Origin of the sequence: Alteromonas sp. S015 (genome assembly GCF_036864485.1) — a bacterium.
Classification (GTDB): domain Bacteria; phylum Pseudomonadota; class Gammaproteobacteria; order Enterobacterales; family Alteromonadaceae; genus Alteromonas.
Genome location: NZ_JAZETO010000001.1, coordinates 621035 through 644388 on the forward strand (window position 1 = coordinate 621035; position 23354 = coordinate 644388).

Genomic DNA, 23354 nt, shown 5'->3' on the forward strand with positions numbered 1-23354 from the left:
TAAAAGTAGATTTAGCCATGAAATGGATGAAAGTTGCACTGCCTATTGGTGTTTTATTAATAGGCTACCTAGGTATGAAAGGAATTGAAGCTTCCGCCTCTGACAATACTATCACAGATGAAGTTGACACTCGGCCAACTGTCACTATCGAAGCACTAACACCGGAAGATGTTCGCGTTCAGCTCACTTCTTATGGCGAAGTCATGCCACTTGAAACCACGAACCTGGCTGCGCAAGTATCGGGGGAAGTTGAAAGGTGGAACCCCAAATTTGTAAGTGGTGGTTTAGTAAGACGTGGCGAAACTCTTTTTGAAATAGAGTCCGATGCCTATGAGGCAGCACTTTTATTAGCAGAAGCAAACTTGGCAAGCGCGCAAGCACAGCTTATTCAAGAGCAAGCACAAGCCGATGTTGCAGCCAAAGAAGCGAAAACCATGCCGAATGCAAGGGTTACCGACCTTTACCTTCGCAAACCTCAAGTGATGAGTGCGCAAGCTGGCGTAAAATCAGCAGAGGCGCAACTTAAAATCGCCAAGCGTGATTTAGACAACTGTAAAGTAAAAGCGCCATACGACGCACTTATTGTATCAAGAGATATCAGCACAGGCGATTACGTAACCCAAGGCACGCCCGTAGCCGTTATTAACAACATCGAGTACGCTGAAGTTACCTTCCCTGTAGCAGGCTTTGACCGTGTTTTCCTCGCAGATAACACCATTGGTAGCGAAATTGCGATAGAAGTAGACGATGTGCAAGGCGCTACAGTAAAAGGCACTATTCACCGAGATACAGGAGTGGTAGATAATACCACACGTATGAGTTATTTCGTTGCCCGAATTGAAGACCCGTACGCGATTAATTCATCAAAGCCTGTTGTGAAGTTTGGTTCGTACAGCACAATTTCATTTGAAGGGAAAACCCTTAGCGACGTATACCGCATACCTCAGGAATTAGTGACCAACAGATTATTATGGACGCTTGATGATGAAGACAAATTAAAATCTCAAAAGGTTAAGGTTGTACGTGAAGAGAACGGCGATTTCCTCATTCAAGGCGATTTCGATGCCAAAAAAGTCGTGATGAGTTTGCCTGAATACCCTCAAAATGGTATGCCCGTTAAGGTCATTGAAACTACAACCGAAATTGTGACAGCACAAACAAACTAAGGAGCTGTCATGGAAAACCACAACAACACACAAAGCGGCATAATTTCTTGGTTTGCAAGAAACTCTGTAGCGGCTAACCTGCTGATGTTTTTCATTATTGTTATGGGTATTGCCAGCTACTTTACTATTCAGCGTCAGATGTTTCCAAACATCGAAATAAACTACATCACAGTTGAAGCAAACTACCCTGGCGCTTCACCTCAAGAGATTGAAGAGAGTATCTTCATTAAAGTTGAGGAAGCGGTAAAAGACATCACAGAGATTAAACGTACGGTATCGCGTGCATTTCGCGGTGGTGGTGCAGTTACGTTAGAAATTGATACTAAAGCTGAATTAACCGATGTACTTGATAAGGTAAAACTTCGGGTTGATAGTATAGCCACCTTTCCTGCAGGCATGGAGCCAGTGAATGTTTCTCAAGTTGAGTTCCAGCAACAGGTTATCGAAATGCCAATTGTTGGCGACTTACCCCTGTCAGAACTTAAAGTGCTCGCTAAAGAAGTGGAAGATGAGCTTTTGCAACTGGGCTCAATCTCTTTAGTTGAAGCCAATACGCCTGACGATGAAATTGCCATTGAGATAAAGCCAGATACGCTTAGAAAGTATGGTTTAACCATTGCCGATGTAACGCAGGCCATTAATAGCTATTCCGCCAACATTTCCGCAGGTCAGCTAAGAACTAACTCTGGCATTGTATCTGTACGTGTGGAAAACCAGTATTACAGCGGCGATGAGTTCAAACAAATACCTATAAAAATTGGAGCAGGCGGCGCTAGAGTGACGCTAGGCGACGTTGCCTATATTAACGACGGGTTTGTAGAAGGCGAACGTTACTTCAAATACAATGGTATGAACTCCATTTACATCGCTGTGAAAGCAACGAAAACCCAGAACACCATTCCCGTAGCGGAAACCGTAAAAGCCTATATCGACCAGAAAAACAAAAGCCTACCTCAGGGCGTCAGCTTAGAAGTATTGGTCGATATGACCTACTATCTTAACGCGCGTTTAGACATGATGTTATCCAACCTTGTTCAAGGGTCAGTACTCGTTGCGTTTATGCTTACGTTATTTTTACGGTTCAGACTTGCTCTGTGGGTTATGGTCGGTCTACCAGTATGTTTCTTAGGCGCGATGATGCTAATGCCGATATTCGGTGTAAGTATTAATATTCTCTCGCTATTTGCGTTCATTATGGTACTGGGCATTGTGGTCGATGATGCCATTGTCATTGGGGAAAGTGCCTACACTGAAATTGAAAGCAAAGGTGGCGGCGTGGATAACGTGGTTCGCGGCGCTAAGCGTGTTGCGACTCCGGCCACATTCGGTGTCTTAACCACTATAGCTGTGTTTGCACCATTTACTCTAAGTAGCGGGCCTGAGGGTGCATTCTTCTATAACATCGCTGTTGTGGTTATTTTGTGTTTGGCGTTTAGTTTGATTGAGTCCAAACTTATTTTACCTGCGCATTTAGCTCACACTAAATTCTCACCAGTGAGACAAGATAGCTGGCGGGCACGCTTTAACAAAGGTTTCTTTGCTTTTGTTAACGGCCCATACAAGCGCACTGTCATTAAAGCGATTGAATGGCGCTGGGCGGTACTTATGATATTCGTCGCTATGCTAATGCTTAGCATGGGGCTAATTGCTGCTAATTACGTGCGTATGGTGCCAAACCCTAAAGTGCCTCACGACTTTCCTAGCGTAAAAATAGAGATGAACGAAAACGTCTCTGATCTTGCTACCATCAATGCCCTTAAAATTGTTGAGCAAACGATATTAGATGTCGAAGAGCAAATCATTGATGAGTTTGGTCAAGGCATGATTCGAGATCGGCTTGCCTTCAATGAAGATAGAACTGAAGGTCGAATCTTAACGCCGCTGGTCAACGAAGAAGACCGTCCTATTGATACATTTGAACTTGCACGTCGCTGGCGCGAGGCTATTCCTGAAATTACCGGTATGAAATCTTTTACGGTGGTTGATGATGTAAATGGTGACGGTGATGACGGCGAGTTTGGGTATTTACTCTTTGGCCCTGATATCGACACGCTTAACGCAGCTGGCCTTAAGTTCATTGAAATGTTGCAACAGCAAGAGGGCTTGTTTGACGTAAGCTCTACCATTGATCCTCCAAGCAAAGAAGTGCAAATGACATTGCTTCCCGTTGCTTATGATTTGGGGCTTACCCTTTCCAATATTGCCTCTCAAGTTGGTGCTGGTTTCTACGGTGGCGAAGCGCAACGCGTAATTCGAAACGGTGAAGAAGTGAAAGTCATGGTGCGTTACCCAGAACTTACACGTGAGCGCTTTGCTGACTTGAAGTACTCACTTATCACCACACCCAATGGTCAGGAAGTTATGCTGGGAGACGTTGTGGCGTTAGAAGAGAAACCCGGTATTAGCTACATTCGCCGCGAGGGCGGATACCGCAGCGTTTATATTTGGGGCAATATAGATGAAGAAAAAATTGAGCCTAATGAAGTGGTTTCTGAAATCCAGGAAAAACTCCTTCCACAGTTAAAGGAATCCTTCCCATCAGTGATGACCGAACTTGGCGGAGATATTGAAGAGCAGCAAGCACAACAGAACGAGCAGATACTGTTTTTCTTAGCTGCCATGATTATGGTATACATTCTTCTTGCTGTACCGCTTAAAAGTTATGGGCAACCCCTCATCATTATGTCGGTAATCCCATTTAGCTTTACCGGCGCGGTGTTCGGTCACTTTTTATTAGGCTTAGATTTATCTATGATGTCTAATTTTGGCCTTATCGCTGCGGCAGGGGTTGTTATCAATGACTCGCTGGTGATGACGGACTTTGTAAACCAACGCCGTGCACAAGGCTACAGTATTAAGGAAGCTGTGACAGAGGCGGGTACCGCTCGCTTTAGGGCAATTACATTAACTTCAATTACTACATTTGTGGGTGTTCTGCCTATTATGTTTGAGACCAGCCTGCAGGCAGCATTTGTGGTACCCATGGCTGCAGCACTTGGCTTTGCAGTTCTATATGCCACTTTGGTCACGCTTATTTTGGTACCTTGCTTATATTTGATACTGCTTGATTTACGTGGACCATTTGCGTTTATAAAGCGCAAAATTATGCGCAAAAAGCCTTCCAAAGGCGGCGACGGCAATGGTGCTTCTCATACACATGTACCTCAGCCAAGTGCATCAATGGACTAGCTTTTCACACTAATAAAAGCTACAACCAGGTAATTGTTTTAAAATGAGTCTTTAATGGCTCATTTTTTTTGATTATTTATGATGGGAGTCACCATGAGCAACGCCATTTCAATTAGACCAGCCACGCCTGACGACATTTTACAAATTCGCCAGTTTATTCTAGAACTCGCCATATATGAGAAAGCGGAACATGAAGTAGAAGCAGATGAAGAAGCGCTACTAAAAACATTATTCGGTGAAGGGGCAACTGCGCACTGTGTTATATGTGAAAGTGGTGACGCCCCTATTGGCTTCGCAGTGTATTTCTTTAATTATTCAACGTGGCAAGGACGCAACGGTTTGTACCTTGAAGATTTGTACGTTTCACCTAAATCCCGTGGATTGGGTGCGGGGAAAATGTTATTGCAATACTTAGCCAAAACAGCGGTAGAAAACAACTGTGGTCGTTTTGAATGGAGCGTTTTAGATTGGAACAAACCTGCTATCGATTTTTATGAGTCTCTTGGCGCTAAACCAAAGAGTGAATGGTTAGGCTATCGCATGGATGGACAGACACTTATCGACTTCGCAAAACAGAGGTAATGCTGCCTTACTGATTTACTCAGTATTAAGTTTACATCGCAATAACGGCTGGTATGCCTAAATCACCGACTTTAATTGTCGTAATAGCTGTCACAATAAAAAAAGCCATTCGCTTTCGCGAATGGCTTTTAAACAATATTTTAAAACTGACGGTTAGTTTAGAAAGAACCAATCAGTGATAGACGCGCATTAATTGGCGCACCTACTGTTACCTGATGCGTAGAGTGCGCATTCGGGAAGTAAAGCGTATCAGTCAAGTTTTCAACGTTTAACTGAAGGCGCATTTTGTCGCTAAGCGTGTAGTAAGCTGACGCATCAACGCGCGTATAGCTAGGTAGTACAGGCGATGACGCACTTGTCGATACCTTACTTTCGTCCTGATATGTAGCACCAATGCCGAAGCCAAATACTTCATTCACTTCGTAGGTTGTCCACACAGACATCGTATTTTCAGGCAGCTCACGAAGCTCTACGCCACTTGCGTTTTCGCCATCAAGGTTGCTGTAGTTTGCAGTAATATACCACTTATCAGTAATGTAGCCTTGAAGCTGAAGTTCAAAACCAGATACATCTGAGTCTACTTCAACAAAGCTTTCAGGGTCATTCGGGTCGTTGTCCAAAGACGTCTGCTCGTTCTCGAAGATGGCTGCTGTAAAGCTCATGCTCTCATTGAAATCCCACTTAATACCAATCTCTTGGTTAGTGAAGGTATCTGGGTCAAGTGCGTTTGCGTCACCGTTGATGTTCGCATATTGCTCACCGCTGCGTGGTAAGAATGACTCACTGTAGCTGGCGTAAATAGAGATATTCTCTTGTGGCTTATAGACTAGGCCAGCTCTCGGTGACACTTCTTCGTCCTTTCTGCTGCGCGTTTCATCCGCTTTAACATTAAATACTTCAATGTCGAAGCTATCAAAGCGTGCGCCTAACACTACGTCGAAGTTATCTGACAGTGCGATCTCGTCTTGAACGTAGAAAGAGTACACATCAAGGTCTACGTGAGTATCATCATTCACATCACTAAACACAGCAGTTGTTGTTAATCCTGCACTGGTTGTGCCAGTAAGACCGCGAAAAGCCAGCGGGCGAGAGATATCAAAAACCTCACGGTCGTTACTTTTGTCTGGATCATCTACGCGCGTATCAAATACTGGATTGTAACGATCTTGATTCGACTTGGTATTAATCACCTCTCCACCGAAGATAACCGTGTGCTTAATGCTTCCCGTTTCAAATTCACCAACAAGATTAGAAGACAAGATCATGTTTTCACGCTGTGTAGTATCAACGTATCCGTCTAGCGTTACCTGCTCTGTTTCAGCGTTATAATCTGCTGCGTAAAAATTTGAATAAACTTTGTCGTAGTCACCGTAGAAGGCATTGAAATTACCCTTTAAGTTGTCAGAGAACGTGTGCTCAACGTTTGCACGGAAGACGTCAGCGCCCAATGTTTGATAGTTATTGTCTGGGTCGCCGAAAACGATTTCTTCAAACGCTTCTACTGGTTCGCCGTTGGCAGTAGGCACACCGCGGTCAATAAAGCGCTCATGGTCGATGTATTCATATGACACATCGACAATTGTGTCATCGCTTAACTCAAAGCGTGCAGTGGGATTAAAGCCGTAACGGTCTCCATAAAAGAAGTCGCGATGGTTGTCTAAGCTTTCATACATGGCGTTAATGCGCAACGCAGACTTATCGCCCGTATCAACATTCGTATCTAGCTGTAAGTTGTAAGCACCAAATGTATTAGCAGATAGGTTGTAGTTTACAAACTTTTCGCTCGTTTTCGCTTTCTTAGATACACGGTTTAAGATACCGCCCGTACCACCGCGACCGAATAGCAACGCATTTGGACCACGAAGAATTTCGACCTGCTCAACATTGTAAAGTGCGCGGTAGTATTGAACGTCATCACGGTTGCCGTCTAAGTAGAAATCTGCTGTTGAGCGCACACCTCGAAATACAACTGAGTCGCGGTGGCCTTCACCTTGCGATGTATTAACACCTGGCGTGTAATCGATAATTTGACCAACGCTAGTTATACCGCGCGCTGTTATTTCTTCAGCCGTAATGATCGACAAACTTTGTGGCACGTCGATAATAGGTGTAGGGCTTTTAATTGAGTTAGACTGGTTAACTGAAAGGTACTTTCCTTTCACTGTTAGCCTCTCAATATCTTCCATATCAGCAGCAAAAGTCGCTGGGCTTAGAATTATCGCAGCAGCAATACTCGTAAGTTTGAATTTCAAAATTACTCTCCAAGTGTTCAGTAAGTGTTGTGTGATTTCTTTCAAAAATCTGTAAACCCCTATTATCACTAAGCGGTTTGTTAGCGAACTTTGCAATTGCAAATAATAATAGTTGTTATTTTTGGTCGGGATATTATAAAAAATTTGAACAAATGACGAGAGTTAAAGTATTAAAATTTAAAAACTCTTTATAAATTTTCTTAACTCTTTTGATAAATAAAGCTAAAACTCCTTCAAAATAGACGAAAGAACAAACAGTAGACCGTATTTTGTACGGCTATGGTGACTTTTCTTGCAACCGCTGGGGCCGGAAACCGAACGTCAGGTAGAACCAACGAACAAGTGAAAAGGTATTAACTGGCTACACTGTATAAGACATCGTACGTGTTATTGAGGAGGGTTTCGCAACGAGAGTGCGCAGGCGCGAAAATCAAAGTTGAATGGTTTTATGTAAATATTCAATGGCCCTTTGCTTTTGAAAGAGCCTAAAAAAATGCTTTAAGATGACCTAGCAGCTATACGACAGCATAACGGCTTAAAATTAAAGCAACCGTACTTTTAGCTACATTTTTTTTGTCTGTGTCGCTGAGCGTATCTTCAATTTTGAAAAGCTGTGGCCAAAAGCACTGCCCTTTTACTAGGCTATCAATTTCATCGACAACCCGACCCAAGTCATCAAACTCGAGTTTATTATCAGCTTTGGCATCCTTTAACCAGCGGTGCATAGCCGTCTCTTGAGCTTTTAATTGCGCTACTTCATCTTTTAGCTTTTCCGGCTCGTAAAAGAAGTGACCAATCGCAACACGGGCTAAATCGAGGTGTGATTCACTCACCATAAACTCGATGTCTTGTAAAATAAGGTCTTCTAGCTGCTCGTCTAACGGAAGCGTTGTATCGTATGCTTTGTTAATATTGAGAATTGCTGTTTGCCATTGCTGCGTAACTAAATGCATCACCAACTCTTCTTTGGTAGAAAAGTGGTTATACACGGTACGCTTTGACACATTCGCCAGTTCAGCTAGCTTATCCATACTAGTGCCGTTAACGCCAAACTCTTGGAACGCCTGTGTTGCCGCTTGAATAATGGCTTCGCGTTTAATATCGCTACGCGTTCGTGTGTTGCCTACCATATCGAAGTTCTCAAAATTAGTTATCCGTTATATTACATTGGCCATTTTACACCGAACAGTTTACTTTTCAATGCAGCCGCATTAAAATGCACTCACCAGTTTACTTTAGGTAATGATTATCTTTATTGCAGCTGTGCATGCCATCACTACCTGGGTTTACACATCTATACTTTATTTACCCTGACTATGGATTACATACACCTATGTCCATGATGCGATTTTCTCACATTTTGTTTTTAAGCGTTTTATCGGTTTCAACCTTAAGTGCATGCTCTTCTGAAGAGCCTGCCGAGCAACAAACACAGGTTCCCCCTCGGTATGTCAAATTAGCTAGCGTAAGCAATATTCCCGATTTTGACGAATTTACCTTCCCTGCCGTCGTGTCGGCGGTGAAAACCGTAGACTTAAGTTTCGAAGTTTCAGGCCGCCTTATTCAAACCGACTTGGTGACAGGTAGTGATATCAATAAGGGCAAATTACTGGCCACTATTGATCGCAAGCCGTTCGAAAGACGCGTAGAGGAGTCAACCACACGACTTGATCAAGCCAAACGTGAGCTCGACAGAATTGAGAAAATGTTCGCTCAAAAGTTAGTTGCGCAGAGCTCACTTGATACTGCAAGAACATCTTATGAACTGGCGGTTATCGACTTAAAGAATGCAGAGCAAGATTTAAGCTATACGCAATTATATGCCCCTTTCGACGCAAAAGTATCTCAACGGCTTGTTGAAAATAATAGCTTTGTAGCCGCAGGTACGCCGATTGCTCGTCTGCAAGATGTATCTAAAATATACTTCAATATCAATGTGCCTGAGCGTTTACTTACTGCCAATATTGGCCGTGGGATAAAACAAGCCAGCGCCACATTAGCCACTAATCGCAGTCAATGGTATCCGGTGGATTATGTAGAGCACTCTACCCAACCGGATCCTGTGTCGCAAACTTATGAAGTGGTATTTGCCATGGAGCCTCGCGAGGAGCTACCGCTAACTCCAGGCGCGCGTGCAGTGGTAAAAGTAAGCCTGCAAGGTAGCCTGTACCCTGAGGGTTTTGTTGTACCTGTAAGAGCACTTGTGGGTAATAAAGACTCAGGCTTTGCAGTATGGGTATATAACGATGAAACAAGCACTGTGGCCAAACAAGATGTAAACGTTAAGCATATTGAAAATGAGCTAGCGATTATTGAAGGAAAGAGCAAAGACGAAATCACACTAGGCCAGCAGGTTGTGGCTGCTGGAGCAACACAAATGCGTGCAGACATGAAAGTGCTTCCTTACCAAGGAGAGAAGTAATTTATGGATATCGCACGCTATTCAATTGATAAGCCCGTCAACATTTGGCTAATGGTAGTCATTCTACTTTTAGGCGGCGTTTTGGCTATGAGCAAAATTGGCCGCTTAGAAGACCCTGCTTTTACCATTAAACAAGTAAAGGTGTACACCAATTACCCTGGCGCCAGCGCCGAGAAGGTGGAGCGTGAAGTCACCGAGCGCTTGGAAATTGCTATTCAGCAAATGCCACAATTAAAAGAAGTGACGTCAGTTTCCTCGCCGGGCCTCTCAGAGATTACGGTTGAAGTTAAGAGTACTTACGATAGTAACCTTTTACCACAGATTTGGGATGAGTTGAGAAAGCGACTTCGGGACACAGCAAGCTCCTTGCCAACAGGTGCACAAGACCCGGTGGTATTTGATGATTTTGGTGATGTTTACGGGCTTTATTATGCGTTAAGTGCACCGGATTTTGATACCCGCGAGCTTCGAGAGTTTGCGCGAATTATTCGACGTGACCTGCTTACCACAGAAGGTGTTGCCAAGGTAAATGTGACTGGCGTTCAAAAAGAACAGATAGTGGCCTATATCAACCCTTACCAACTGGCTGGCTTGGGTATTTCATTTCCCGATCTTGCCTCTCTTTTCGAGGATAATTTACGCCCGTTCAACGGCGGCCGTATTAAAGTTGACGAGAAAAATGTACGCCTAATTGTAGAGCGCGCGCCAGACAGGCTTGAAGAAATATCTAACCTGTCGGTGGTAGTGCCTGGCACAAACCGTTCCCTTCGGGTTGCTGATATTGCCACACTAAAGTTAGAGCCAGCCGACATACAGTCCGTTCGTGTACGCTACAACGGCGAAGATGCATTAACGTTATCTGTATCAGCCTTGACCGACGTTAACATTGTTGACGTGGGCGAACGGGTTAACGCAAAGGTGGAAAAACTGTTACAAGAGTTGCCGGTTGGCATTACGCTTACGCCAATATACGACCAAGCTTCGGTGGTTGATGAGTCAGTAACTGGCTTTATTAATAACCTAGTCATGTCAGTAGCCGTTGTTACTTTAACCTTGTGTTTGTTCATGGGTTGGCGCTCTGGTGTGGTGGTTGGCTCTGTACTGCTTGTCACCGTGCTTGGAACAATTCTAATCATGTGGCTTATGGATATTCAGCTACAGCGCATATCACTTGGCGCCATGGTAATCGCTATGGGTATGCTAGTAGATAACGCCATTGTGGTAGCCGAAGGTATGATGCTGCGCATGGCCACCGGCTCTACGGCTAAAGAATCTGCCAGCTTTATTGTAAAGCGTACACAGTGGCCCTTGCTTGGCGCAACCGTTATTGGTATTGCGGCGTTTTCAGGCATAGGTCTTTCAAATGATGCCACAGGCGAGTTTCTTTATTCTTTGTTTGCCGTAGTGTTGGTTTCCTTAATGATAAGCTGGGTACTAGCAGTAACCTTAGTGCCAGTGCTTGGTGCGTATTTCTACCGCAAAGGTATTGGCCAAACCTCAGGTAACGAACTCTCTGCGTCACAACGCTGGTTTAAGCGTGCACTGCTAGGCGCACTTAAACTTCGTTGGGTAACTATTGGTGCATTGTTTGTTATTACTATTGTGGCTTACGGAAGCTTTGGTATGGTTAAACAAGGCTTTTTCCCTCCGTCAAACGCGCCGCTATTCTTTGTGCATTACTGGGGCCCACAAGACAGAGATATACGTGCAACAGAAGTAATTGCAAAAGAAGCCGAAGCACGTATTTTGGGAATGGATAATGTAACGGCTGTCACCACTTTTATTGGACAAGGTGCCGACCGTTTCACCCTCACTTATGCGCCTAAAAGTGCTAACGAAAATTATGCCTTTTTCATGGTTCGCGCCAATGAACTAGATAATATTCCGGCTATTCAAGAGAAGCTTAGAAATAAGCTTACCGACTTAGATTTCGACGCCAACTTCTACATGGAGCGCATGCAGTTTGGCCCTGGCTCTGGTGCAAAACTGGAAGCAAGATTTTCAGGCCCAGATACCGAAGTTCTTCGCGAACTGGCGGATAAAGCAAAAGCTCTACTTTTTGCTGACGAACAAGTAAAAGACGTACGCCACAATTGGCGCGAAAAAGGCTTTGCTATTAACACCCAATTTGACAACTACAATGCGGGTATTGCCGGTGTGTCACACAATGATTTTAGCCAAACTATACAGTATGCAAGTAGTGGGGTTCGGCTAGGTACGGTGCAAGACGGCGACTATGCCTACAACATTATTGCAAAGATGGGCAAAGCAGAAGATACCGAGCTTCAATCAATACGCGAATCGCAAGTGTGGTCTACACAACAGCGCCAATACGTACCTTTCACGCAGGTATCGCAAGGCTTAGAGTTAATGACCGAAGAAATGCGTATTCACCGTCGCGACCGTGTGCGCACCATTACAGTAGAGGCTGAGCCTGGTGACAATGAGACCGCAGCAAAAGCACTAGCGAGAATTCGCCCACTTATTGAAGACATAGAACTTCCCGCTGGATATTCACTGGAATGGGGCGGCGAATTTGAAAGCTCTAGCGATGCACAAAAAGCGCTGGGCGCAGGCTTACCCGCAGGCTTTTTAGTGATGTTTATAATCTCGGTATTGCTATTCGGTCACGCGCGTCAGCCACTGATTATTTGGCTTGTAGTGCCTATGGCTATTGTTGGGGTAGTCACGGGTTTATTAGGTACTGATATGCCGTTTGGTTTTATGTCGCTACTGGGCTTTTTGAGCTTGTTCGGTATGCTTATTAAGAACGCCATTGTGCTGATTGAAGAAATAGACCTTCAGATTGAAGAAGGACTGGCTATTCGACAAGCAATCGTAGAGGCCACCATTAGTCGTGTTCGTCCTGTGTCACTGGCGGCGGTAACGACTATCTTGGGTATGGCGCCGCTGTTGTTCGATGCGTTCTTTGCTGATATGGCAGTGACGATTATGGGCGGCTTGGCGTTTGCTACTGTGCTTACTCTAATAGCCGTGCCTGTGCTTTACAGTTTGCTGTTTAAAGTCAGCTACCGCAACAGCTAACGCTTTATTACTTATGGCCTCTCTATCGCAGTATTTGCAATATGCTGGCAGAGAGGCCACTCCCCCTAATAGAAGTGTTTACTGCGACTAACGCAAACGCACCGCGCTAGCGCTTCGCCTCTACCCTACTTTGCATGAACTTCATCACATCGCGCCACGACACCATTCCTACTGGATGTCTATTCGTATCGATAATAGGAATGCAGGAAATTTTGTGGGTATTAAAAAGCTCAATAGCCGCGAATACTGAGTCAGTGGGATTCAGCGTTACCACTTCACGGGTCATTATTTGGTGCGCTTTTTTATCTAATGTAGTGCGATCTAGCTTTCGTTCACTTAGGGTATCAACAAAAGGGCTAACCGACTTCATCAAGTCTCTGTCGGATATAATACCCTGCAGTTTATTATCGTGAACCACGACTAAGTGATGAAACCCCGTGGCAGCAAAGAGTTCGCGCAGTGACTGTAAGCTGTCATCCATTTGCACGCTGACTACGCGTGTCGACATAATTTTAGTAACGCTCATAATACTCCTTATTCACTTAACATCTTTCACTTTCGACACAATGTCGCAGCACAGGTGTCACCAAAACTCTAGGCGGCAGCACAAACTTAAAACACTAGCGCAGTATACTAGATAGGCAAATTATCTCAGTACACCTTTAACCAATTACTGCGGGTGCGTTGTCATCAAGCGTACGGGTTATCCCCCTTTGCAACGGCTACACAGAACAACCGTAAATCGAGTTCAAGCTGATGATAATCCGGCTCCATGTAGCAGCAAAGTTTGTAGAACGACTTGTTATGATCTTTTTCTTTAAAGTGCGCTAACTCATGCACTACCAGTGCTTTTAACAAAGGCTCTGGCGCATAGAGCAAATCATTATTAATGGCCAAATCGTGTTTACGCGTTTTGCCCTGCATACGGTAAGTATGTGTACCTAACGCGTTAGTTATCATGTCCCCTTGCTTTTTAAACGCAGCACGCCCAAATGGTGGGGCATTTTTCAAATATTGCTTTTTTAAATCCGTCGCGTATTGGTAAAGCAGCTTATCTGTCGTTATATCATGGGATTCGGGGTATTTTCTTAATAAGTAGTTTTTGAGCCGATTGTCAGAAATGAGCTGGAGGGCTTGTTCTACAATAGTTGAGGGGTAGCCGTTAAAATACCGAGCATATTCATTCACGTTTTTTCTCTCCTTTACACGGAGAATTATAAAGTAAATCGAAACAGAGGGCAGCGAAAGTTATGTCCTGACAAAGCGTTTGGGTTAGAAGCCGATCTAAAATTAGCGCGGCTTCTATTAAAATCTTGTCTACCTAATTTCATTGAGCGCGCAGCAGCGTCAAATAACTCAGACAGTAACGCTGGAATACAACAAAACCTATTTATTAGTCACTACGCTTTAATGCTCTTGCCTAGCATGCGCTTCAATGTGCCATCGTTGTCAACGAAATGATGCTTAAGCGCGCCAGCAATATGTAGCATTAAAGCAACAATTACGGTGTAACCAAGATAATAGTGGATTGCGCCACCTGCTTTGGAAAGATCGTAATTTATCGGTAGCGTTTTCTCAGGATCTTCAACGCTATAATTTGGTGCGAAAACCTCTAGACCAAAAACTGACAGCCCGTGCCCACCCAGTACCGACGCCATCAAGCCTGAAATTGGCATTAAGAGCGTGGCGATAATCAACACCCAGTGCACAATCGACGCTAATTTGTGCTCTATTGGCCTGTAGTTAGCAGCAGCGCTAGGCCAGCCATTTTTCGTGCGCCATATCACGCGTGCTAGTGCGACAAAAAGTACAAGAAAACCAATCGCTTTGTGCCAGGGGTATAATGCATACACACCGTTTTCCGACATGTAGATCCCCGTGGCGAGCAAGCCAATAATGGTTAATCCAACCAACCAATGCAAAAATACCGTAGTGGTAGCAAATTTGTTATGACTATCGTACTGCATGCGTTCCTCACTTTTATTATCATATTAAGAACTACGTTTTCCTTAAAGCGTTTCTCAATATTGTATATGTCCTCACACATTGTGAGGAATTAATTCTATTTTTAATAGCTAAAGCAATTTTTAGACCGTAAGCAGTATATAAACGCAAAGAGTGGTCAATACAGGTTCACTTTTTACCCTGTGCTTTGATTATTTCTTCAAGTGTTTTGTTCAAATGCTTTGCCATAAATAGCCGTTTCTAAAATACTTATATCAGCGAGAGATTATTTATAAAAACCATCTAGCCAGCGGGATAAATAACACTTAGACTGCAAAGACAAAAATAAAAACGACAGGTATTACGCCAACACAACTAAGTAGCGGCGTTCGACATCATTTTACGTCCGATTGATACACACGTTAACTCATAAATATATGTTTTGGCGTTGAGAAATTGGCATAAGTGATGAAGTACTTTTCATTTTAGTAACAAGGGTTCTCAATTTAATGTCACAACAAAAAGTAGGTTTAGTGGGCTGGCGCGGTATGGTTGGCTCAGTATTAATGCAGCGCATGCAAGAAGAGCAAGATTTCGCGCACATTGAGCCCACCTTTTTCACTACCTCGCAAAAAGGTAGTGCAGCACCAGATTTTGCTGGTAAAGATGCTGGTGTTCTAGAAGATGCGCACGACATCGAAGCGCTATCTAAACAAGATATCATTATTACTTGCCAAGGCGGTGATTACACAAAAGCAGTTTATGATGACCTTCGTGCATCAGGCTGGAATGGCTACTGGATTGACGCAGCGTCAGCGCTTCGTATGAAAGATGATGCTGTTATTGTACTAGACCCAGTTAACCGTAAAGAAATTGATAGTGGCATTGAAAAAGGCATTCGCACTTACGTAGGTGGAAACTGTACTGTTTCCCTTATGCTGCTTGCGCTTGGAGGTCTATTTGAAAAAGACCTTGTTGAGTGGGCATCACCAATGACGTACCAAGCGGCTTCAGGCTCAGGCGCAAAGCATATGCGTGAACTTATTAGCCAAATGGGCGCTATCCACAGCAATGTTAAAGAGAAGGTTGAAGACCCTGCTACCGCAATTTTAGACATTGACCAGCAAGTGTCTGAGTTTATCCGAAGCGCAGATTACCCTAGTGAACAATTTGGCGTACCGCTTGCGGGTAGCTTAATTCCTTATATCGATTCGCAACTACCTTCAGGTCAAAGCCGTGAAGAGTGGAAAGCCCAAGCCGAAGCAAACAAAATTCTAGGCATAAAAGATAGTGAAGTACCTATCGACGGTATTTGTGTACGCGTGGGCGCTATGCGCTGCCACAGCCAAGCCATTACGCTTAAGCTTAAGAAAGACTTGCCTGTAAGCGAAATTGAAGAGATTCTTGCGGCTCACAATGAATGGGTAAAAGTTGTACCAAACGATCGCGACGCGACCATGCAAGAGCTCACGCCAGCGAAAGTTACCGGCACGCTATCTATTCCAGTTGGCCGTATTCGCAAATTGACTATGGGCCCAGAGTATATTTCGGCATTTACTGTAGGCGATCAACTATTGTGGGGTGCCGCAGAACCGCTTCGCAGAATGCTACGCATTGTGCTTGAGCAAAACTAACTGCTAGCTTTTAACTAACTAAATAGAAGTTAAAACGCCTTTCTGTATTACTACCAGCAAGGCGTTTTTTTGTTTAAGACACTGCTGAATACGGTAGCGTTTAGCGCTGAACTATTTATTTTCAGCGCACTTTTATCTACTAGGCTGACTCTGACCAAACAGCCAGTTCATTCCCACCAGGCTCGACAAAATGAAAGCGACAGCCCCCTGCGAAATCAAATAGCGGCTTAGTAATTGCTCCACCAGCTTTTTCTACACATTCTTGCGCTTCAGAAATATTATTGGAATACAGCACCAATAAAGGCGCCCCACTTTCTGCCTTCATCACACGTTGTGCAGAAAAAATCCCTCCATCCATGCCAGCATTGCTAAACGCACTGTATTCATTGCCATAGTCGGTAAAACACCATCCAAACGCACTTTCAAAAAACGCTTTTGAACGGCGTATATCTAGAGATGCAAATTCGACGTAGTTGAGTTTGGTGTTTTGTTGCATATAACTCTTCTCTCTTTTTTAAGAATAATGAACTCATACTATCACCAACTTTAGACTTATTGATTAAATTATAAACGCGCCTAATCGTTTACTATAAGATGGATAGCATTTATTCAGGTCACTTAGTTTGCAGCATTTCATTAGTTTGGCTTTATTACTTGCCTTAATTTGGAGCATGGTAGCGCTTAGTGCTCATGCATCTATTCCAGACAAGGTCAGCGAAATTAAAGTGGACGTTGAAACCTCAGTGCCTATGCCCATAGGCGCAGCAATAGAACAGCTTGAAACTTGGTTGTTATCTGACACATTAACGCGAGACGAAAAAAGAAAAGTGGCGGCGCTTTATGTTCAGTACCAACTTTCAATACATCAGCGCCCTTCCGAACAAATCTTAAATACGCTAATTGCACTGCAAGACAACTCGAGTGAAGGTCTCACCATCGCTACTGGTATAGCAAGAATGTATGGTATTTCGGCAGACTACGAAAAAGCCTACGAATACTTTAATCGCGTTGTTGCAACGCCTACTATTCCGCCAAGGGTAAAAGCCTACGCGCTCATTTACCAAGTATTAACCTATAGCGAAGGTCAGGTTTTCTCGCCAAACGCTGAGCTTATCAACACGGTAAACGATATACTTACCGAGCATATGCTTACTGAGCTTAAACCGTTGTATTACGCTATTGTGGCAGACTACTATCAATCAGTCAGCGCTTATGACCTTGCGCTTTCTTACTATGACAAGTCGCTTGATGGCGCCAAAGATCAAAACCAACGGATTTTGGTCAGTGACAACCTTTACGCTATTGGTATTTTATATAGGAATTTACGAGACTATGAAAAGGCCATCGACTATTTTGAACGCGCCATTGAATTCGATTCACAAATTGATATCAACTATTCTGAGTTCCTTGCCACTTACGGTATCGCCACAACCTATTACCGTTTAGGTAACCTGCAAAAGGCGCTGACACTCTCTGATGTTGTTCTTGCGCACCCTCTCTCATCTTCTTTTTACAATAGCGAAATTTACCGCTTGAAAGCGGAAGCCCACCTTAGTTTAGGAGAACTTAATGAGGCGACAAACGCGCTTAAAAAAGCACGAGAACTCTACGATGAAAACCGCGAAGCCGAGCAAACGACTTGGCGTGCTCAACTTGATAAAACAGAAGCTTACATTACTGCCGCGACAGGTGATCACGCCTTAGCATTTAAACAGTTTGAGGTTTTCCATGAAGCCTATTTAAATGCAAAGAAATATGAAGACTTAGAGCTAATAAAGAGCGCCAACTTAATTGATCAGATAACCCAAGAGAAAGACAGAGCAAATCAACTTGAGAATGAGAATAAAGCATTCGAGGAAGCGCTTTTGTTGAAAACAGAGGCTCAGCGCACCCAATCGCTTTTTTCGACTCTGCTCGTCATACTTATCACACTCACACTAGTAACAATTGTTATCATTCTGATTTTATTGAGTAAATCAAGACAGGCTAATGCGCTTTACTTAACGGCGAAAGAAAAAGCAGAATTAAACAATCGGTTAAAGTCTGAGTTTATTTCTAATATTAGTCACGAGATCCGCACGCCTTTAAATGCCATTATTGGTTTTGGACAAACATTATCGAACCATGCGGTAGATGTGCAGGCAAAGGATCTCACCAAGAAAATCGTTAATGCTTCTGAGATGCTGCTTCAACTTATTAACGACCTACTCGACTTTTCGAAGATTGAAGCAGGCAAACTAACGTTGGCTATCAGACCCCACGACATCAATGAAAGCCTGTGCACATTAGTCGACATATTTTCAGACCAAGCGGAACGCAAAGGATTAGTGCTCCAGCTTCATATCGACAAAAACCTTAATAACGATTTGATGTTTGACGAACTTAGATTTAAGCAAATATTGGCAAACCTAATAAGCAATGCCATCAAGTTTTCTGATAAAGGGATTATAGAAATTGGATTATCCGTAGTAGAAGCCAACGATAGTCATTGTGCCCTGCACTGCTGGGTAAAAGACAACGGGATTGGTATTTCAAAAGAAAACCAAGTAAAGCTGTTTACGCCTTTTACGCAAGCTGAAAGCTCCATAGCGAGAAAGTATGGCGGCACAGGCCTAGGGCTTAACATAAGTAATAATCTGCTTAAACTAATGGGCTCTTCACTAACGCTTGAAAGCGAATTAGAACGAGGCTCTACTTTTTCTTTTGATGTCACGTTTGCTGTTGCAGCAGATATTGATGTTCCGCTGTCTGAGACAACCCAGCAACACGTTACGCTAGAAGGCGCTCGTGTCCTCCTTGCAGAAGACAACGACATTAATGTTGAAGTAATAAAAGCGCTTCTTGATGAATTCCATTTAGATTTAACACACGTATCAAACGGACAAAAGGCCATTGATGCATTGAAAGCGTGCACTTATGATTTAGTACTTATGGATATTCAAATGCCTGAAGTTGATGGGCTTAGCGCCACACGGCATATAAGAAATGTACTTAAGTTAAAAACCCCCATCATTGCCCTGACGGCTAACGCCATGCAGCAAGATGTCGACAACTGTCACGCGGCAGGAATGGATGCTCATGTGGGCAAGCCAGTAGATAAGGCTCGCCTTGTTAACACACTAGGTGAGTTTCTTGCTCGCCCGGCGTGAGTAGTTAAAAACTGACGTCCCACTGCAGAGAATAGATGCTTTCGTCTACCACTTCAGTATCGAACTGATCCAGTGAAACCCTGCTTACCTCTGCGGTTAGTTTGTTTTCGTGGCCGTTAAAAAAATAGTTGAATGCCACTGTCTTTTCAAAAAAGCGATCGTCTTGTTCACTGTCTCGGGGCGAATAGGTCCCGAAGCGTGCAGCCATTTCAAGGGGCTCTGGCCACCAGCTGATTGATTCACTCAAAAAATAACCCGCCTGCACATAATAGCCCCGCAGCGTTGTTTTTCTATCGTTGTCCGCTAAATCCACAATATCTTTTTCATGATATTCCGCTTGAGCATTAAACCCTTTATAAAAATAGGCACCATCAATCACAAACTGCTGAATGTCGTACTGACCTTCAATCTCGCCCGCACTAAAGTAGGCTAAATTACCAGCGCCAGACGATGAAAAACGCGTAAACTGGCTTTTGAACTTCGCCCCCGCTATTGCTAGAGCTGCTTTGGGGGTACCTGTTCGTTTAATGTCACTGTTTTTAAACCCGACAGACACACCTAAGAAATTCCACTGTAATCGCCCTGTATACATATTCTCGCCATCGTGATTGCTATAATCACCACGGCCTGAGCCATTGAATACTCCTACCCAGTAATTGAAATTGGCCGCGCCTGGGCCATCAAGATTTCCGTACAGGGATGCCCCCATTTGCCTATCTAGCGTAAATATTCTGTTGATGATTGAACGATCCATCATTTGCTGGCCGCCGCTGCTTACACTGCGCTCTCTGGAATACTCGACTTTCCACTGACCAACCTTAAACCGAAGCGCGTCATACTTTTCAAAAGATAGTGTAGCGGTCAGCGTGCGCTGATCGACAGCATCGTATTCCACACCATATTTAATCCAAGGCAAACCAATGTGACCGTTTAATTTGACCCGCGCTCTGTTAACGCCAAATTGATTACCGGCGTTATGCTCAAAGTCAGCACGCTCGGTAGGCTGGCTTACACCGGGATTGGCATAGCGAAACTGAAATCTACCGCGCACGCGTAGTGAGAAGGTATTGTTGTCGCTTTGAAATGAAAGACCGTTGCCATTGTATTGAGAGAACGTTGCGCTAGATTCGCGCTCGACATCAACCTCAGACGCTACAACCGCCGTATGGAAAAGCGACGCCCATAAAGCACTCAACAGAAGGTAAGAAGAAAAACGATTTTGAAAAAGCAAAGCACACTAAATATAACGGAAGTTTGCGCGCAGGATATATACTTTAGTATACGAATCAAGTGTCCTGACATAAAAATGACACAAAACTGTAATATTTAACGTTGAAATGCACCGTTAGATAGACCTGTCACTTTAACAACAGGGCATTTGCTGGTAAGTGAGGACTTCCTTTCTGAGCAACTTCGTGTTGTTTGATCAAGTTAACAATATGCTTATTCATTGGCGTAGCTATGTGATTTTTTTCACCAAGCCTGACTATCTCGCCGTTCAAATAATCAATCTCCGTTCGTCGCCCCAGCGCCAAATCTTCATACATTGATGAACGAGCTTCGGGATCTATTTTAAGCGTAGATGAAGCCACCACATTGAATAAAAAATTAGGTAGCTTCATAATTTTTGGCATTAGTTTGGGAATGACCTTACCGGTTCTTGCTGGTGCAATTCCTTCCGCTTTTAATACTGCTAACGCCTCGGACAACACCTTTGCCATAACTAACCTATATTGCCTATCCCCTAGCTGTGATTTCAGCGGTATACCCGACAGTGCATTGACCGCGTTATTCAAGTTCATAATAAGTTTGCCATACTGTACAGCTTTCATATCGTTATAAACCGTAACGGGCAACGACGCGTTCTTGAGCGCTTTTATGATGTCACTACATTGGTTATTGGGGTCTTCAAGGGCAATATTGCCTTCAGTACCGCAGTGAAAATGGCCGTTACCTTTATAAAAAACATTGAAAGGCACCATACCTGCAATTACGCATTGTTTTATGTGCTGGCGAAGCAGGTGTGCATTACCCACACCATTTTGCAGACTGACTACGACCGCTGATTGCTTTGCATGCTGATTGATTATCGCAGCAGCCTGCTCGGTATCTTGGCTTTTAACGCAAAGCAAAATAACGTCAGCATGAATTAAACTATCGTTCTCAATTGAAAAAGCGATATGCTCAGGTTTTGTTAGCTGCTCACGCCCTTGCCAATCCGTTACTTTGATGCCATTAGCTGTAATATCCTCATATAAACGCTGACGGCCAATGAGCGTAAGCGCATTAGAAGCGCTTAATGTGGGGTCTGAGGCTAACAGGCAGCCCGCAACATAACATCCAATACTTCCCGCACCTAACACGGTAATTTTCATTATTGACTCCCAATGAAAGTTTAGCTTTCAACACCTTGTTAGACTGCGATTAAACGATCAAAATGTAAACACAAAAATCACATTGGAATAACAAAAATTGTTTCAGTATCAGTTATTTCCTATCAATCCGATTTATTCTTTCAATTTTCTCTGGCATCGTGATCTCCCTACAATTAGACCAAGTAGTCAATTTATAGTCATGGTCAAATAGAGGGTTATCATGTCGGGTCAACAATCTGCTCCTTCTCTTGCTTATTCAAAAGCACGCAATGCTGAAACGTCGAACAATGGCAAAGTTGCCTTGGTTGCGGAAGGTGGTGGACAGCGAGGAATTTTCACGGCGGGCGTACTCGATACATGGTTAGACGCCGGACACGACCCTTTCGATATTCTTATTGGCACATCCGCAGGTTCACAGAACTTAACGAGCTTTGTGGCGCGTCAAAAAGGCTATGCAAAGCGTCTTATTCGCGGCTTAACTCGACACAAACGCTTTTTCCAAATGGGAAGAGGTTTAATGGGAAAGCATATTGTCGATTTAGATTGGTATTTTGACAAAACCCAAGAAGCGAACCGTTTACTTGATCTTGATACTGCGAAGGCTAATGTTGCAAACAGAGAAATTTTATTTACCGCCACAAATTCCAGAGACAGACAGGCGTATTTTCTCGATCCAATGAAAAGTACTCACAACTGGGTCGATCTTATCAAGGCTTCGAGCGCCCTCCCCTTACTTTACAAACAGGGCGTACCGCTGCACATTGACGTCGAGACGAAACAAGCAGCCAATACCGATTTCTTTCTAGACGGTGGTTTGGCTGCACCGTTGCCTGTTACCGAAGCGTACAAGCGCGGCGCGACGAAAATCGTAGTTATTCGCACCGTAGATAGAGGCTTTCAAGTACAGTCGCCTTGGCTACAAAAATTAAGCGCGGTAATGTGCGCAACGGGCACGTGCCCAAAAACAATCGACTATCTACTGCAGCACGAACAAGCGTATCAAAAAGAACTGGCGTTTATTGAAAACCCGCCAGAAGGCGTAGAGGTTATTCAAATTTTTGCGTCGGATAAGCTTCAAAGTAAACTGTTAGGCAGTACAGACGCACAACTTCGTCACGATTATAAGCTTGGTAAGCAAGCTGGAAGTGCCTTTTTAGACACCGAACACGAAGCCATTGCTTATCTGCAAGAGGCAAACAGACAGCCTGTTGCTGCGTTTTTTGATTTAACTGATAGACCCAAGGGCATGCATAGTAAAGACGGCGCTAATGATAGTATGAAATCAGAACATGCTGCATCAATTGGTAAACGTCCAATTAAGTTGCCTTTCCCAGCACGTCGAACGGGCAAGATAGATAAAGCAGACAAAGAGAATAGAATCTCCGCGTAGCCTGTTTACTCATTTTAAAAAAGGTGCTTCGCAGCAAGTGCCTTTTCTCTATTTTGCTACGCTTTCAGTAATATTTCTGTGCTATTTCTGTGCTATTTCGGTGCTTAGTTCGCCATGTTTACATAATGACTTAGCAAGCTCCTCTCCCGTTCTTGCCTCTATTAGCGGCAAACGGGTTGACATTGTCTGGCAGAATATTTATAACG

Annotated in this window: 16 protein-coding genes; 8 read left to right on the plus strand and 8 right to left on the minus strand. The window is 43.8% G+C overall.

The genetic code is table 11. The features are described from left to right. Window positions 1-17: 17 nt before the first annotated feature. The 3 genes from V7R42_RS02705 (at window position 18) to V7R42_RS02715 (ending at window position 4937) form a co-directional block, all read left to right on the plus strand. Complete coding sequence (locus V7R42_RS02705; protein WP_334018694.1) at window positions 18-1166, plus strand: efflux RND transporter periplasmic adaptor subunit; 1149 nt, start codon at window positions 18-20, stop codon at window positions 1164-1166. 9 nt (window positions 1167-1175) lie between these two features. Beyond that, window positions 1176-4355, plus strand: coding sequence for an efflux RND transporter permease subunit (locus tag V7R42_RS02710; RefSeq protein WP_334018695.1), 3180 nt, complete (start codon window positions 1176-1178; stop codon window positions 4353-4355). Window positions 4356-4448: 93 nt separating this feature from the next. Further along, a complete protein-coding gene (locus V7R42_RS02715; RefSeq protein ID WP_334018696.1) occupies window positions 4449-4937 on the plus strand; it encodes a GNAT family N-acetyltransferase in 489 nt (162 codons plus the stop codon). Between the two features lie 158 nt (window positions 4938-5095). Here V7R42_RS02715 and V7R42_RS02720 read toward each other — a convergent pair whose 3' ends face one another. Next, on the minus strand, window positions 5096-7189 hold the full coding sequence (locus V7R42_RS02720; RefSeq protein ID WP_334018697.1) for a TonB-dependent receptor: 2094 nt from the start codon (window positions 7187-7189) through the stop codon (window positions 5096-5098). A gap of 515 nt (window positions 7190-7704) precedes the next feature. Continuing rightward, window positions 7705-8319, minus strand: coding sequence for a TetR/AcrR family transcriptional regulator (locus tag V7R42_RS02725; protein WP_334018698.1), 615 nt, complete (start codon window positions 8317-8319; stop codon window positions 7705-7707). A gap of 209 nt (window positions 8320-8528) precedes the next feature. Here V7R42_RS02725 and V7R42_RS02730 point away from each other — a divergent pair, with 209 nt between their 5' ends. After that, window positions 8529-9611: an efflux RND transporter periplasmic adaptor subunit gene (locus tag V7R42_RS02730; protein WP_334018945.1), complete on the plus strand. Its 1083-nt coding sequence runs from the start codon at window positions 8529-8531 to the stop codon at window positions 9609-9611. A 3-nt stretch (window positions 9612-9614) separates the two neighbouring features. Further along, entirely contained in the window at window positions 9615-12656 is a 3042-nt protein-coding gene (locus V7R42_RS02735) for an efflux RND transporter permease subunit (RefSeq protein ID WP_334018699.1), read from the plus strand. 106 nt (window positions 12657-12762) lie between these two features. Here V7R42_RS02735 and V7R42_RS02740 read toward each other — a convergent pair whose 3' ends face one another. The 3 genes from V7R42_RS02740 to V7R42_RS02750 form a co-directional block, all read right to left on the minus strand. Further along, complete coding sequence (locus tag V7R42_RS02740; RefSeq protein WP_334018700.1) at window positions 12763-13182, minus strand: CBS domain-containing protein; 420 nt, start codon at window positions 13180-13182, stop codon at window positions 12763-12765. Between the two features lie 164 nt (window positions 13183-13346). After that, entirely contained in the window at window positions 13347-13844 is a 498-nt protein-coding gene (locus V7R42_RS02745; protein ID WP_334018701.1) for a M48 metallopeptidase family protein, read from the minus strand. 212 nt (window positions 13845-14056) lie between these two features. Beyond that, window positions 14057-14623, minus strand: coding sequence for a cytochrome b (locus V7R42_RS02750; protein WP_334018702.1), 567 nt, complete (start codon window positions 14621-14623; stop codon window positions 14057-14059). A gap of 486 nt (window positions 14624-15109) precedes the next feature. Between V7R42_RS02750 and asd the strand changes: the two genes are divergently transcribed. After that, on the plus strand, window positions 15110-16234 hold the full coding sequence (gene asd, locus V7R42_RS02755) for an aspartate-semialdehyde dehydrogenase (protein WP_334018703.1): 1125 nt from the start codon (window positions 15110-15112) through the stop codon (window positions 16232-16234). A 139-nt stretch (window positions 16235-16373) separates the two neighbouring features. On the opposite strand, the gene V7R42_RS02760 is transcribed toward asd, so the two are convergent. Then, complete coding sequence (locus tag V7R42_RS02760) at window positions 16374-16730, minus strand: VOC family protein (RefSeq protein WP_334018704.1); 357 nt, start codon at window positions 16728-16730, stop codon at window positions 16374-16376. 127 nt (window positions 16731-16857) lie between these two features. On the opposite strand from V7R42_RS02760, the gene V7R42_RS02765 reads away from it, so the two are divergent. Beyond that, window positions 16858-19383: an ATP-binding protein gene (locus tag V7R42_RS02765; RefSeq protein ID WP_334018705.1), complete on the plus strand. Its 2526-nt coding sequence runs from the start codon at window positions 16858-16860 to the stop codon at window positions 19381-19383. A gap of 4 nt (window positions 19384-19387) precedes the next feature. Here the strand turns inward: V7R42_RS02765 and V7R42_RS02770 are convergent, their stop codons facing one another. Further along, a complete protein-coding gene (locus V7R42_RS02770) occupies window positions 19388-20614 on the minus strand; it encodes an OprO/OprP family phosphate-selective porin (protein ID WP_334018706.1) in 1227 nt (408 codons plus the stop codon). Between the two features lie 127 nt (window positions 20615-20741). Next, window positions 20742-21758 carry a 2-dehydropantoate 2-reductase gene (locus V7R42_RS02775; RefSeq protein ID WP_334018707.1) on the minus strand — a complete coding sequence of 339 codons (1017 nt, stop codon included), beginning with the start codon at window positions 21756-21758 and terminating at the stop codon, window positions 20742-20744. 220 nt (window positions 21759-21978) lie between these two features. Between V7R42_RS02775 and V7R42_RS02780 the strand changes: the two genes are divergently transcribed. Beyond that, on the plus strand, window positions 21979-23148 hold the full coding sequence (locus V7R42_RS02780; RefSeq protein ID WP_334018708.1) for a patatin-like phospholipase family protein: 1170 nt from the start codon (window positions 21979-21981) through the stop codon (window positions 23146-23148). The last annotated feature ends 206 nt before the right edge of the window (window positions 23149-23354 follow it).